We start from the raw sequence: 13,671 nt of genomic DNA on the forward strand, positions 1-13,671 counted from the left end.
CTTCTCTCGTTCGAGGCGCTCCCTGTTGCCTGTTGCCTGTTGCCTGTTGCCTGTTGCCTGTTGCCTGTTGCCTGTTGCCTGTTGCCTGTTGCCTGTTGCCTGTTGTCCCGAAGAAGGCCGGGACCCGGTGACGTTCCGCTGCCGTCGACACCTGATCAATGTCACCGGATCCCCGCTGCGGCAGGGACGCGCGGCGAATATCAGGCGTTGGCGGAACCGTCGCGCCGCAGGCGATAAGTCACCGAATCCAGCTTTTCCAGCCCGCGCTCCCTGAACTTGGGCTCCTTGTCCAGGATGTCGCGCCGGTCGATCGCATCGGCCTGCGTCAGCGGCGCGTAGATGCGCCGTACTTCATCTTCCCCCACCGAGAACGGCGGGCCAGCCATCCGGTCCTGCGCGTATTCCAGCGTGATCAGGATGCTTTGCGCGCCGGCCGGCAGGCGGCCGTAGACCTGTTCGGCATAACGCGGGCGCATCTCCGGCGGCAGCGCGATCAGCGCCGCGCGGTCGTAGGCGCCGGCGCAGGCGGCCAGGGTCTGGTCGGTCAGCGCGAAGATGTCGCCGCAGATGATCTCGATATTGCCGGCGGCATAGTGGCGGCCCTGGGAGGATTCGCTGACCTGCGGCGTCATGCCGTTCTCGGCGAAGAACTGCTCCACGGCCAGCTGCGAGAGCTCCACGCCCAGCACCTTGTGGCCCTGTTCGGCCAGCCACACCATATCCAGCGACTTGCCGCACAGCGGCACCAGCACCGTGCTGCCGGCCGGCAGCGCCAATGCGGGCCAGAATTTCTGCAGCAGCGGCGTCACGCGCGCCTGGTGGAAATTGGTCCGTCCCTCGCGCCAGCGTTCCAGCCAGAATTCGGCTTCCATCTTGTCTCCTCCTTGTTGGTTGGTGTCGTGTCGTGCCGCCTCAGCGCAACAGGTAATCCAGCGCCACGCCGGCGAAGATCGCCGAGCCCAGCCAGTTGTTGTTGTTGAAGGCGGCGAAGCAGCGCATGCGGTCGCGCTCGCGGATCAGCGTGTAGTGGTAGAGCGCGAAGCCGCAGGCCACCAGCATGCCGGCCGAGAACCACAGGCCCAGCCCGTACTGCAGGCCAACCACCCAGATCAGCCCCAGCGCCGCCGCGTAGCACAGCATGATGGCCAGCACGTCGTGGCGACCGAAGGTGATGGCCGAGGTCTTGATGCCGATCTTGAGGTCGTCGTCGCGGTCGACCATGGCGTACTCGGTGTCGTAGGCCACCGCCCAGAACACGTTGGCGACCAGCAGCGCCCAGGCCGCCAGCGGCACCGCGCCGGTGACGGTGGCGAAGCCCATCGGAATGCCGAAGCCGAAGGCGATGCCGAGATAGGCCTGCGGGATCGCGAAGAAGCGCTTGAAGTAGGGATAGCTGGCCGCGATGATCACCGCCGCCACCGACAGCTGCTTGGTCAGCGCATTGAACGGCAGGATCAGCAGGAAGGACACCAGCGCCAGCACGCCGGCCACCATCAGCGCCTCCCACGACTTGATCTTGCCCGAGGTCAGCGGGCGCTGCTCGGTGCGCTTGACGTGCAGGTCGAAATCGCGGTCGGCGTAATCGTTGATGGCGCAGCCGGCCGAGCGCATCAGCACCGTGCCGATCACGTAGATGGCCACCACGCTCCAGTCGGGGCGGCCGCCCGAGGCCAGCCACAGCGCGATCAGCGTGGGCCACAGCAAGAGGAGGATGCCGATGGGTTTGTGGGCGCGCACCAGAAGCGCGTAGAGCTTGAGCCTGTTCATGCCGGATCCGTGAAACGAAAGCCCGCATTATAAATCGCGCCTGCTGCGCCCGCCCAAGCCTGACAGGGCGCTGACATGCGTTTCCCGTCATAGGGGAAACTACGTAGAAAAATATCTTATTGATAATTTTCTGCTGCGCAGCATCATCTTTTTTCTTTGCGCCGCAACGCGAGTGCGGCTAATGTAACGCGGCTGTCACGGAGCGTTGATAGCATCAAAACCCCTTTTTCCGAGAGGTATCCTCCGATGAAATTCAAAACACTGATCGCGACCGGCGCGCTGGCGACGATCACATCTTCCGCCTTCGCCGCAACCGAGATCTCCTGGTGGCATTCGATGACCGGCGCCCTGGGCGAACGCGTCAACGCCCTGGCCGACGACTTCAACAAGACCCAGTCCGACTACAAGGTCGTGCCGGTCTACAAGGGCACCTATGACGAGTCGATGGCCGCCGCCATCGCCGCCTACCGCGCCGGCAACGCTCCCGACATCCTGCAGGTGTTCGAAGTCGGCACCGCCACCATGATCTACGCCAAGGGCGCGGTCAAGCCGGTGTATGAAGTCATGCACCAGGCAGGCGAGAAGTTCGACCAGAACGCCTACGTTCCGGCCGTCGCGGGTTACTACTCGACCAACAAGGGCATGATGTCCTTCCCGTTCAACAGCTCCACCACCATCATGTTCTACAACAAGGACATGTTCGCCAAGGCCGGCCTGGATCCCGAGAAGCCGCCCGTCACCTGGCAGGAGTTCGTCGGCATGGCCGCCAAGATCAAGGCCAGCGGCGCGTCCTGTGCATACACCACCACCTGGCAATCCTGGGTGCATTTGGAATCGTTTTCAACCTGGCACAACGTCGAGCTGGCTTCCAAGAACAACGGCTTCGGCGGCCTGGATGCGCGCCTGAAACTGAACAGCCCGCTGCACGTGCGTCACATCGAAAACCTGGCCAACTGGGCCAAGCAGGGCTACTTCACCTATGCCGGCCGCAAGGATGAAGCCAACGCCAAGTTCAACGCCGGCGAGTGCGCCATCATCACCGGTTCGTCCTCGGCTTATGCCGATATCCGCAAGAACGCCAAGTTCAAGTTCGGCGTGGCGACGCTGCCGTACTACAACGACGTGCAGGGCGCACCGCAGAACACCGTCATCGGCGGCGCTTCGCTGTGGGTGATGAACGGCAAGAAGGCCGACGAGTACAAGGGCGTGGCCAAGTTCTTCACCTACCTGTCCAAGCCGGAAGTGGCGGCCAAGTGGCACCAGGACACCGGCTACCTGCCGGTCACCAAGGCCGCCTACGAGCTGACCAAGCAGGCCGGCTTCTATGACCGCAACCCGGGCACCGACGTCGCCGTCAAGCAGATGATCGTCAAGACCACCGAGAAGTCGCGCGGCCTGCGCCTGGGCAACTACGCCCAGGTCCGCACCGTGTTCGACGAGGAACTGGAAAACGTCTGGACCGGCAAGAAGACCCCGAAGGACGCACTGGATTCGGCCGTCAAGCGCGGCGACGAACTGCTGGTGCGCTTCGAGAAGGCCAACAAGGGCAACCAGTAACATCCGTAGCGGCCTTGCCGCTGTCCGCTCGCGCGGGCACGCGGCATGCGTTCCCGGCGGCATCGTCCCCAGTCGATGGGACATGCCGCCGGATTTCGTTTTCCTGAACCTCATTTTGTGACCTGAACGAACGTGGAAAAACGCGCGCGATTCAAATCGAAGTGGCTGCCGTATCTGCTGGTCGCACCGCAGATCTTGATCACTTTGCTGTTCTTCTTCTGGCCCGCCATCCAGGCCCTGTACCAGTCCGTGCTGCTGCAGGATGCCTTCGGCGGCTATTCCGAATTCGTCTGGTTCGACAACTTCGCGGCGCTCTTCGGCGACCCGACCTACCTCGAATCCTTCCGCACCACCGCGCTGTTCTCGCTGCTGGTGGCCTTCTTCGGCATGGCGATCTCGCTGTTGCTGGCCGTGTTCGCCGACCGCGTCACCAAGGGCGCGTCGATCTACAAGACCTTCCTGATCTGGCCCTATGCGGTCTCGCCGGTGGTGGTGGGCGTGCTGTGGATGTTCCTGCTGAGCCCCTCGCTGGGCGTGCTGTCGCACGTGCTGTCGTGGCTGGGCATACGCTGGGACTACATGGTCAACGGCAACCACGCGATGATCCTGATCGTGATCGCCGCCATCTGGAAGCAGATCAGCTACAACTTCCTGTTCTTCCTGGCCGGCCTGCAGTCCATCCCCAAGTCGCTGATCGAAGCGGCCGCCATCGACGGCGCCGGTCCGGTCAAGCGCTTCTTCACCATCGTGTTCCCGCTGATCTCGCCGACCACCTTCTTCCTGCTGGTGGTCAACGTGGTCTACGCCTTCTTCGACACCTTCGCCATCGTCGAGGCCACCACCCACGGCGGCCCCGGCAAGGACACCGAGATCCTGGTCTACAAGGTGTTCTCCGACGGCTTCAAGGGCGGCGACCTGGGCAGCGCCGCGGCGCAGTCGGTGGTGCTGATGGCGGTGGTGATCCTGCTGACCGTGGTGCAGTTCAAATACGTTGAGAAAAAGGTGCAATACGCATGATCGAGAGACGTCCCATCCTTGATGCGGTCAGCCACCTGGTGCTGATCCTGGGCGTGCTGGCGGTGATATTCCCGCTGTACGTCGCCTTCGTCGCCAGCACCCAGACCGCGGAGCAGTCGGCCATGTCGCCGATCTCGCTGGTGCCCGGCGGCGAGTTCCTGAACAACTACGGCACGGTGCTGTTCAAGGGCGCCTCCGGCAACGTCAGCGCGCCGCCGGTGTTGAACATGCTGTGGGTCAGCCTGGCCACGGCCTTGATCATCGCCGTGGGCAAGATCTCCATCTCCATGCTGTCGGCGTTCGCCATCGTGTACTTCCGCTTCCCCGGCCGCAACCTGTTCTTCTGGATGATCTTCGTCACCCTGATGCTGCCGGTGGAGGTGCGCATCACGCCGACCTACCAGGTGGTGTCCGACTTCGGCATGTTGAACAGCTATGCCGGCCTGACGGTGCCGCTGATCGCCTCGGCCACCGCCACCTTCCTGTTCCGCCAGTTCTTCCTGACGGTGCCCGATGAACTGGCCGAGGCCGCGCGCATCGATGGCGCCGGCCCCCTGCGCTTCCTCAAGGACGTGCTGTGGCCGCTGTCGCGCACCAACGTGATCGCGCTGTTCGTGATCATGTTCATCTACGGCTGGAACCAGTACCTGTGGCCGTTGATGATCGCCACGCAGCAGGACATGTATCCGATCGGCATCGGCATCAAGACCCTGATCTCGGGCGGCGACTCGGCCGTCGAGTGGAACATGGTCATGGCCACGATGATGCTGGCCATGCTGCCGCCCGGACTGGTCGTGGTGGTGATGCAGAAATGGTTCGTCAAGGGCCTGGTCGATTCCGAAAAATAAACCTACAGAAGATCCGATATGGCAGCAATCCATCTCAAGCAAGTCCGCAAGACCTACGGCCGCGGCGCCAAGGCGGTCGACGTCATCCACGGCATCGATGCCGACATCGCCGACGGCGAATTCATCGTCATGGTCGGCCCTTCCGGCTGCGGCAAGTCCACGCTGCTGCGCATGGTCGCAGGCCTGGAGGAAATCAGCGACGGCCAGATCGTCATCGGCGACCGCGTGGTCAACGAACTGGAGCCCAAGGAGCGCGACATCGCCATGGTGTTCCAGAACTATGCGCTGTATCCGCACATGACGGTCTACGAGAACATGGCCTACGGCCTGAAGATCGCAGGCTTGGCCAAGGCCGAGATCGACGAGCGCGTGCAGCGCGCGGCCGTGATCCTGGAACTGGGCGCGCTGCTGGAGCGCACGCCGCGCCAGCTCTCCGGCGGCCAGCGCCAGCGCGTGGCGATGGGCCGCGCCATCGTGAGGAAGCCCGCGGTGTTCCTGTTCGACGAGCCGCTCTCCAACCTCGACGCCAAGCTGCGCGTGCAGATGCGCCTGGAGATCCAGAAGCTGCATGCCAGCTTGCGCACCACCAGCCTGTACGTCACCCACGACCAGGTCGAGGCGATGACGCTGGGCCAGCGCATGATCGTGATGAACAAGGGAGTGGCCGAGCAGATCGGCACCCCGGCCGAAGTCTATGCGCGACCGGCGACCACCTTCGTGGCCGGCTTCATCGGCTCGCCGCCGATGAACCTGCTGCAGGGCCGGCTGTCGGCCGACGGCGCAGCCTTCGAGGCGGAAAAGAACGGCGAGCGCGCCGCCATCCGCCTGCCGCAGGCGGTGGGCGCGGCGGCCGGCCAGGAGCGCATCCTCGGCGTGCGTCCGGAACACCTGCTGCCGGTGCTGGACGGCTCGGCCTCACAGCTGGAGCTGGAGGTGGAACTGGTCGAGGCGCTGGGCGCCGAGCTGCTGGTGCACGCGCGCTGCGGCGGCCAGTCGCTGGTGCTGCGCTGCCCGGCCAACGTGCAGGTGGCCACCGGCCAGCGCATCGGCGCCTCGTTCGGCGCCGGCGACGTGCACTGGTTCGACGCCAAGACCACGCGCCGCCTCTGAGGCGGGGCGCTCGTCCATGAAAAAGGCCTCGCGATGCGAGGCCTTTTTCCTTGGTGGACGACGGTGCGCGGTCAGCCGGCTTCCGCCTCCGCTTCGCTCAGCATCTGCACGCCGTTCAGGTTGCAGGCCAGCACCGCCTTCTGCACGGCGTCGATCGCCGCCTGGCGGGTGAAGCTCTTGCGCCAGGCGATCACCACGCGGCGCGAAGGCGCCGGGGCGACGAAGGGCACGTAGCGCACCATGCCGTCGCGCGCGCCGGCGTCGGCGATGGACGCCTTGGGCAGCACCGTCACGCCGATGCCGGACGACACCATGTGGCGGATGGTTTCCAGCGACGAGCCTTCGAAGGTGCGGGCGATGCCGTCGCCGCTGGTGGAGAAGCGCGACATCTCCGGGCAGACTTCCAGCACCTGGTCGCGGAAGCAGTGGCCGTTGCCCAGCAGCAGCATGGTCTCGCTCTTGAGTTCGCGGGCGTCGATTTCCTTGCGGTCGGCCCACTTGTGCTGGCGCGGCAGCGCCACCATGAACTCCTCGTCGTACAGCGGCAGCACGTTCAGGCCGTGCTCGGGGAAGGGCAGGGCCATGATGGCCGCGTCCAGTTCGCCCTGGCGCAGCAGCTCGATCAGGCGCGTGGTGAAGTTCTCCTGCAGGATCAGCGGCATCTGCGGCACGGTCTCGATCATGGTCTTGACCAGCGAAGGCAGCAGGTAGGGGCCGATGGTGTAGATGATGCCCAGGCGCAGCGGGCCCGACAGCGGGTCCTTGTTCTGGTTGGCGATTTCCTTGATGGCAGCGGTCTGCTCCAGCACGCGCTCGGCCTGGGCCACGATCTGCGCGCCCAGCGGCGTGACCGAGACCTCGGTGCCGCCGCGTTCGAAGATCACCACGCCCAGCTCGTCCTCCAGTTTCTTGATGGCCACGGAGAGCGTCGGCTGGGCCACGAAACAGGCCTCGGCCGCATGGCCGAAATGTTTTTCGCGGGCGACGGCCACGATGTACTTCAGTTCAGTGAGTGTCATTGCTGGTTTGCCGGGTGACTATCGATATTCGAAGGACTATAGCCTATTTTTGGATCAGGGGTCCGGCGCGTTCGGCCGCCCCGGAGATGCCAGCTGTCACGGCTTCGTCACAATCGGCATGTATGTTGTGTCCCACTTTTCCGGCGAAGGAAGGCCCTTCGCTCGCCGCTCATCTTGCCCAAGAGGAACCAATGAACAACGAAGAAATGGTCAAGCGCATTCATCGCGAACTGGCCGACAGCTATGACGAAGAGATGGAACTGGAGCTGGAAGACCGCACCGTCGACCCGGTGACCGGTGAAATCTCCAGCGCCCACGGCGACGAGGAAAAGGAGTACCGCCGCCTGTACTTCCGCGAGCTGTTCCGCCTGCAGGGCGAGCTGGTCAAGCTGCAGGACTGGGTGGTGCAGACCGGCCACAAGGTGGTGATCGTCTTCGAAGGCCGCGACGCGGCCGGCAAGGGCGGCGTGATCAAGCGCATCACGCAGCGCCTGAACCCGCGCGTGGCCCGGGTGGCCGCACTGCCCGCGCCCAACGACCGCGAGCGCACCCAATGGTATTTCCAGCGCTACGTGTCGCACCTGCCGGCGGCCGGCGAGATCGTGCTGTTCGACCGCAGCTGGTACAACCGCGCCGGCGTGGAGCGCGTGATGGGCTTTTGCAGCGACGAGCAGTACGAGGAATTTTTCCGCTCCGTGCCCGAGTTCGAGCGCATGCTCACGCGCGCCGGCATCCAGGTGATCAAGTACTGGTTCTCGATTACCGACGAGGAGCAGCACATGCGCTTCCTGTCGCGCATCCACGATCCGCTGAAGCAATGGAAGCTCTCGCCGATGGACCTGGAGTCGCGCCGCCGCTGGGAGGAGTACACCAAGGCCAAGGAAGTGATGCTGGAGCGCACCCACATTCCGGAAGCGCCGTGGTGGGTGGTGCAGGCGGTGGACAAGAAGAGGGCGCGCCTGAACTGCATCGCGCACCTGCTGCAGCAGATGCCTTACCAGGAAGTGCCGCATCCGCCGGTGATCCTGCCCGAGCGCGAGCGTCATGAGGATTACTCGCGCAACCCGGTGCCGGACAACATGATCGTGCCCGAGGCCTACTGAGGCGCGGGCGCGTCGGATAGTAAGGACAAAAGAAAAACGGCCGGAGAATTTCTCCGGCCGTTTTTTCTTGGGCTCGCGCCGCGGCATCGCCTGCGCACCCGGTTCGCCAGGCGCATCCGGCGCCCGCGAGGGCGGTCAGCCGAAGTGCTTCTCGATGACTTCGCCGAAAGCCTGCTCTGCGGACAGGCCCTTGAGCATCAGGGCGCTGATCTCGTCGGAGTACTGGTTGATGCCTTCGGGCAGCATTTCGCGGTTGGCCTTGAAGTAGACGTACTTCTCGCTGTCCACCGCTTCGCGGGCGCGTGCCGCCGCGGTGGTCGGGCGCGCCGTGCCGGTGCCGCTGCTGCGGGCCGATGCCGCGCGCGCCGAGCGCGGAATGCTGCTGCGCACGCCGCTGCCGCCGGTGGCGATGATGCGCTTGATCTGTTCCAGCGTGAAGATGGGCGTGACGTTGCCGGGGCCGAACTCGGTCTCTTCGGCGCGGTGCAGGTGATGGTTGCCGTCGAAGGCCATCTTCTTGTCAAAGCTGTTGATGACTTCGTAATGCGGCTTTTGCACCGAGCCGAACATGGAGAAGTGCACGCGGTCGCCATAGGCCGTCATCTGGGTGACGACGCCGTTGAGGAATTCCGCTTTGATCGCTTCGACGTTGCCATGCCAGCGCTTGGTGGTTTTGCTTGAACTCAAAATAACTCTTTCAATGATGCGCACGCGGCCTCTTGTCGATGTCATCGATGCGGCTGTCGGCCGCCAAGGTCGCGCGAATTAAAAAATCGGGGATCAAGGCAATATTATCCTCCTCTGTTCGTCTTCTTGCATGCCCCGCGCCGATTTTTTCTGCGCCACGGTCGGCCCCATATTGCCGATAAGCCAAGCCGGACGCGGGTTTTCGCCTATTTTTCGCCCGTGTGGCGGTTCTGCGGTTGAAAAGCCGGCAACGGGATCCATATCTTCCGTTACCGATGCAAGCTTTTGATCGCATTTCAAGCTCATCCGCCAAGCGCGGGCGGGCCTGGCAAGCTCTTCCATTTTCCGACAACAAGAAAGCCGTTCATGCGCCGCACCTATTTCGGAGTCGTCATCTTCCTCGGCATCCTGGCCGTCCTGCACGCCTGGATAGGCACGCAGCTGCTGCCCGCGCTCACCGGCGAGGCCGTCTGGATCGCCGTCGGCGCGGCCGTGCTGGTGGTGTCGGTGCTGTTGATGCCGGCCGCCATGTTCGCGCCCATTCTCAAGCGGCGGGGCATGGCCGAGGCCCCGGCCGACCGCCTGGCCTGGGCCGGCATGCTGGCCATGGGCGCCTTCTCCTCGGCGCTGCTGCTGACCATCCTGCGCGCCATCGGCCTGGCGGCCGCGCCCCTGTTCTCGCTGTCCGACATCCACCTGCGCGAGCTCGACGAGCTGACCGCCTGGCTGGTGCTGGCGCTGACCGCGGCGGCCACGGTGGTGGGCTTCCTCAATGCGCGCCGCACCGCATCCGTGGTCGAGGTCAGCGTGCCCATCGCCAACCTGCCCAGGCAGCTGGAAGGCTTCACCATCGTGCAGATCAGCGACATCCACGTCGGCCCCACCATCAAGCGGCCCTACCTCCAGGCCATCGTCGACAAGGTCAACGCGCTGCAGCCCGACGTGGTGGCCATCACCGGCGACCTGGTCGACGGCAGCGTGCGCCAGCTGGCGTCGCACACCGCGCCGCTGGCCGAGATCCGCGCGCGCCACGGCGCCTACTTCGTCACCGGCAACCACGAGTACTACTCCAACGCGCATGAATGGATAGACGAGGTGCGCCGGCTGGGCGTGACGGTGCTGATGAACGAGCATGTGGTGCTGCGCCACGAAGGCGCCGGCCTGGTGCTGGCCGGCGTGACCGACTATACCGCCCACCAGTTCGACCCGGCCCACCGCAGCGATCCGCACGCCGCGATCGCCAACGCCCCGGCCGGCAGCCCGCGCATCCTGCTGGCGCACCAGCCGCGCACCGCCATCGCGGCGGCCGAGGCCGGCTTCGACCTGCAGCTGTCCGGCCATACCCATGGCGGGCAATTCTTCCCGTGGAATTTCTTCGTGCCGCTGCAGCAGCCCTATGTCGCCGGCCTGAAGCGCCTGCACAAGCTGTGGATCTACGTCAGCCGCGGCACCGGCTACTGGGGCCCGCCCAAGCGGCTGCTGGCGCCCTCGGAGATCACGCGGGTGAAGCTGGTCTCGGGCTGATGCCCGCGTCAGGCGGCCGCCTGCAGCGCGCCGCCTTCCTGCCGTTCTTCTCCTTGCCGCGCCAGCCGGCGCAAGGCCTGCGGCGGCTGCCCGAAAAGCCGCATGCAGGCGCGCCGCATGCGGTCGGCGTCGCCGAAGCCGGTCACGCGGGCGATGTGCTCCAGCGATTCGTTTGACTCTTCGATGCGGATGCGCGCCGCTTCCGCGCGCATCTGCTCGATCGCCTTGGCCGGCGTCTGGCCGGTCTCGGCGCTGAAGGCGCGGTCGAACTGGCGGCGCGAGAGACAGGCGACTTCGGCCAGGATGTCCACCGTCAGCTCCTGGTGCAGGTTTTCGCGGGCGAAGGTGAGGGCGGTGCGGATGCGATCGCCGCCCTGTCCGCTCATGCCGTCCATCTCCTGCAACGCCGAGAACTGCGACTGCCCGCCCGGGCGTCGGTGGAACACCACCAGCTCGCGTGCCACCGCCTTGGCCAGTTCGGCGCCGTGGTCGTCCTCGATCAGCGCCAGCGCCAGGTCGATGCCGGCAGAGATGCCGGCCGAGGTCCACACCGAACCGTCGCGCGACCAGATGCGGTCGCTGTCCACCAGCACCCGGGGGTGCATCTTCTGCAGCTTGGCCGCCATGCGCCAGTGGGTGGTGGCACGCTTGCCGTCCAGCACGCCGGCTGCCGCCAGCACGAAGGCGCCAGTGCACACGCCGGCGAGGCGGCGCGAGCGCTTCGCCGCGCGCAGGATATAGCCGCGCAGCTCCTCCGACACCAGCCCCTCGCGCGGCGCGCCGCCGCCGGCCACCACCAGCGTATCGAAACGCCGCTCGCCGATGCGCTCGGTCTGCACGCAGGCGCCGGCCGAGCTGCGGATCATGCCGCCCGGTTCGGACAGCAGCGAAAGCCGGTACAGGGTCTTGCCCGATACCCGGTTGGCGGCGTCGAAGGCCGACAGCGGGCCGGTGAAGTCGAGCATGCTGCAGTCGGCGAAGATCAGGAAGGCGGTGTCGCGGGCGGGCATGGCGCTCTCGGTCAGGATGGCTTGAAATGCCGGAATTATGACATTTTGGACAAAGGCTTGCCGGGCACACTGCGCAGGTTCCCACGCTCAACCTTTCATCCAACAGGAGCCTGTCATGCAACCAGCCGCCGCCCATGCGGGCGACACCGCGCCCGCCGCCAGCCATCGCTGGAAGGTGCTGGCCGCCGGCGTCGCCGCCAACGCCAGCTTTTCGGCGATCTTTTCCGGGATCCCGGTCACCTCGGTGGTGCTGCGCGCCGACTATCAACTGAGCAACGCCGAGCTGGGCCTGGCGCTGGGCCTGCTGAGCCTGGGCGTGGCCCTGGGCGAGCTGCCCTGGGGCGTGCTGACCGACCGGCTGGGCGACCGCAAGGTGCTGCTGGCCGGGCTGACCGGCACCATCGCCGCGCTCTGGCTGCTGGTGCTGATGGCGCTGCCGGGGCAGGGCGGGGCCACCTATTTCTGGCTGTGCGCCGGCCTGATGCTGGCGGGGCTGCTGGGTGGCAGCGTCAACGGCTCCAGCGGACGCGCCATCATGGGCTGGTTTCGCGACGGCGAGCGCGGCCTGGCGATGAGCATCCGCCAGACCGCGGTGCCGCTGGGCGGCGGCATCGGCGCGCTGCTGTTGCCGACGCTGGCGGCGCACGCCGGATTCGGCGCGGTCTACGGCGCGCTCATCGCGGGCTGTCTCGCCAGCGTGGGGCTGACCCTGCTGTGGCTGCGCGAACCGCCGCCCGCGGCGCACCCGCATGCCACCGCCGGCGCGCCGGCGCGGCCGGCCCTGCGCAGCGCCGTCGTGTGGCGGCTGGCGCTGGCCACCGGGCTCCTGTGCGCGCCGCAGGTGGCGCTGATCAGTTTCGGCGGCATCTTCCTGCACGAGGTCGGCCATGCCGGGCTGGCGCTGATCAGCGCGGCCATGGCGGCGGTGCAGGTGGGGGCGGCGGTATGCCGCATCGGCAGCGGGCGCTGGACCGACAAGCGCGGCAACCGTCGCGCCTACCTGCGCGGCTGCGCCCTGGCCAGCGCGGCGCTGTTCGCGCTGCTGGGCTGGTTGGCCACGCCCGGGGCCGCCGGCATGACGGCGCTGCTGCCGGCCTTGATCGCCGCCGGCGTCGCGGTCTCGGCCTGGCATGGCGTGGCCTATACCGAGCTGGCCGTGATGGCGGGGCCGGCGCAGATCGGCACCGCGCTCGGCCTGGGCAACAGCTGCGTGTTCTCGGTGTTCTTCCTGACCGCGCAGGCGGTGCCGCAGCTGCTGCAATGGCGCGGCTGGGCGGCCGTGTGGCTGGCGATGGCGGCCGTCGCATTGGCTGTGTGGCCGCTGTTTCCGGCGCCGCGCAGGGGCTGATTTCCTGAAAAAGACCGGTCTTAGACGACCGGTCTAATTTTTCGCTAAAATGGCGCCATGAGAGAAAGCTATGGCGAAAACAAGCGGAACATCCTGACGGCCGGGCGCGCGATCATCGCGCAAAAAGGCTTCTCGGGCGTGGGCCTGTCCGAGATCCTCACGGCGGCCGACATCCCCAAGGGATCGTTCTACCACTACTTCGGCTCCAAGGAGCAGTACGGGCGCGAGCTCATCGAGCACTACGTCGAGGGCTACCTGGAGCTGCTCGGCAAGGTGCTGGACGACGGCGCCTACGGCGCCAGCGCGCGCGAGCGCCTGCTGACCTACTGGGGCTACTGGCTGGAAAGCCAGTGCTGCCAGGAGTTCGAGCAGCGCTGCCTGGTGGTCAAGCTCTCGGCCGAGGTGGCCGACCTTTCGGCCGACATGCGCGTGGCCCTGCACGAGGGCACCGGCCGTTTCATTTCCCGCATTTCGGATGGCATCGCCGCCGGCGTCGCCGAGGGCTCGCTGCACACCGTGCTGGAGCCGCAGGCCACGGCCACCATGCTCTACCAGCTGTGGCTGGGCGCCAGCCTGCTCTCGAAACTGAGCCAGGACCGGGTGCCGATGGAAAGCGCGATGCACGTCACGCGCCGCGTCCTGGTGCCGCCGCAGTAACTCTCCTCCTGACGAACATTTTTC

14 protein-coding genes are annotated in these 13,671 nt (G+C 66.0%); 8 read left to right on the forward strand and 6 right to left on the reverse strand.

Translation table 11 applies throughout. The features are described 5' to 3' along the window. Positions 1-200: 200 nt before the first annotated feature. Both CEJ42_RS18425 and ubiA read right to left on the reverse strand, forming a co-directional pair. Positions 201-872, reverse strand: coding sequence for a thiopurine S-methyltransferase (locus CEJ42_RS18425; protein ID WP_088752072.1), 672 nt, complete (start codon positions 870-872; stop codon positions 201-203). Between the two features lie 40 nt (positions 873-912). After that, entirely contained in the window at positions 913-1,767 is an 855-nt protein-coding gene (gene ubiA / locus CEJ42_RS18430; RefSeq protein WP_088752073.1) for a 4-hydroxybenzoate octaprenyltransferase, read from the reverse strand. Positions 1,768-2,013: 246 nt separating this feature from the next. Between ubiA and ugpB the strand changes: the two genes are divergently transcribed. The 4 genes from ugpB to CEJ42_RS18450 all read left to right on the forward strand — a co-directional run bounded on the left by ugpB (position 2,014) and on the right by CEJ42_RS18450 (position 6,299). Continuing rightward, positions 2,014-3,324 carry a sn-glycerol-3-phosphate ABC transporter substrate-binding protein UgpB gene (gene ugpB / locus CEJ42_RS18435; protein ID WP_079218338.1) on the forward strand — a complete coding sequence of 437 codons (1,311 nt, stop codon included), beginning with the start codon at positions 2,014-2,016 and terminating at the stop codon, positions 3,322-3,324. A gap of 132 nt (positions 3,325-3,456) precedes the next feature. Next, on the forward strand, positions 3,457-4,341 hold the full coding sequence (gene ugpA, locus CEJ42_RS18440; RefSeq protein ID WP_079218339.1) for a sn-glycerol-3-phosphate ABC transporter permease UgpA: 885 nt from the start codon (positions 3,457-3,459) through the stop codon (positions 4,339-4,341). Beyond that, complete coding sequence (gene ugpE / locus CEJ42_RS18445) at positions 4,338-5,189, forward strand: sn-glycerol-3-phosphate ABC transporter permease UgpE (protein WP_088752074.1); 852 nt, start codon at positions 4,338-4,340, stop codon at positions 5,187-5,189. Before ugpA ends, ugpE begins: the two co-directional genes overlap by 4 nt. An 18-nt stretch (positions 5,190-5,207) precedes the next feature. After that, a complete protein-coding gene (locus tag CEJ42_RS18450; protein ID WP_088752075.1) occupies positions 5,208-6,299 on the forward strand; it encodes a sn-glycerol-3-phosphate import ATP-binding protein UgpC in 1,092 nt (363 codons plus the stop codon). A 71-nt stretch (positions 6,300-6,370) separates the two neighbouring features. Here CEJ42_RS18450 and CEJ42_RS18455 read toward each other — a convergent pair whose 3' ends face one another. Next, positions 6,371-7,318: a LysR substrate-binding domain-containing protein gene (locus CEJ42_RS18455; protein ID WP_079218342.1), complete on the reverse strand. Its 948-nt coding sequence runs from the start codon at positions 7,316-7,318 to the stop codon at positions 6,371-6,373. Positions 7,319-7,509: 191 nt separating this feature from the next. Between CEJ42_RS18455 and ppk2 the strand changes: the two genes are divergently transcribed. Next, positions 7,510-8,421, forward strand: a complete 912-nt coding sequence (ppk2, locus tag CEJ42_RS18460; RefSeq protein WP_079218343.1) for a polyphosphate kinase 2 — start codon at positions 7,510-7,512, stop codon at positions 8,419-8,421. A 135-nt stretch (positions 8,422-8,556) separates the two neighbouring features. Here ppk2 and CEJ42_RS18465 read toward each other — a convergent pair whose 3' ends face one another. Further along, complete coding sequence (locus CEJ42_RS18465; protein ID WP_165774464.1) at positions 8,557-9,108, reverse strand: hypothetical protein; 552 nt, start codon at positions 9,106-9,108, stop codon at positions 8,557-8,559. Positions 9,109-9,201: 93 nt separating this feature from the next. After that, positions 9,202-9,450, reverse strand: coding sequence for a hypothetical protein (locus CEJ42_RS24745; RefSeq protein WP_129587778.1), 249 nt, complete (start codon positions 9,448-9,450; stop codon positions 9,202-9,204). Positions 9,451-9,474: 24 nt separating this feature from the next. Between CEJ42_RS24745 and CEJ42_RS18470 the strand changes: the two genes are divergently transcribed. Further along, complete coding sequence (locus CEJ42_RS18470; protein ID WP_088752076.1) at positions 9,475-10,632, forward strand: metallophosphoesterase; 1,158 nt, start codon at positions 9,475-9,477, stop codon at positions 10,630-10,632. Between the two features lie 8 nt (positions 10,633-10,640). Here CEJ42_RS18470 and CEJ42_RS18475 read toward each other — a convergent pair whose 3' ends face one another. Then, a complete protein-coding gene (locus tag CEJ42_RS18475) occupies positions 10,641-11,642 on the reverse strand; it encodes a GlxA family transcriptional regulator (RefSeq protein WP_088752077.1) in 1,002 nt (333 codons plus the stop codon). A 115-nt stretch (positions 11,643-11,757) separates the two neighbouring features. On the opposite strand from CEJ42_RS18475, the gene CEJ42_RS18480 reads away from it, so the two are divergent. Together CEJ42_RS18480 and CEJ42_RS18485 are read left to right on the forward strand one after the other, a co-directional pair. Then, positions 11,758-12,990 carry an MFS transporter gene (locus CEJ42_RS18480; RefSeq protein WP_088752078.1) on the forward strand — a complete coding sequence of 411 codons (1,233 nt, stop codon included), beginning with the start codon at positions 11,758-11,760 and terminating at the stop codon, positions 12,988-12,990. A 57-nt stretch (positions 12,991-13,047) separates the two neighbouring features. Next, positions 13,048-13,647, forward strand: a complete 600-nt coding sequence (locus CEJ42_RS18485) for a TetR/AcrR family transcriptional regulator (protein ID WP_088752079.1) — start codon at positions 13,048-13,050, stop codon at positions 13,645-13,647. The last annotated feature ends 24 nt before the right edge of the window (positions 13,648-13,671 follow it).

The organism is Herbaspirillum robiniae, assembly GCF_002213415.1.
Taxonomy (GTDB): domain Bacteria; phylum Pseudomonadota; class Gammaproteobacteria; order Burkholderiales; family Burkholderiaceae_D; genus Herbaspirillum; species Herbaspirillum robiniae.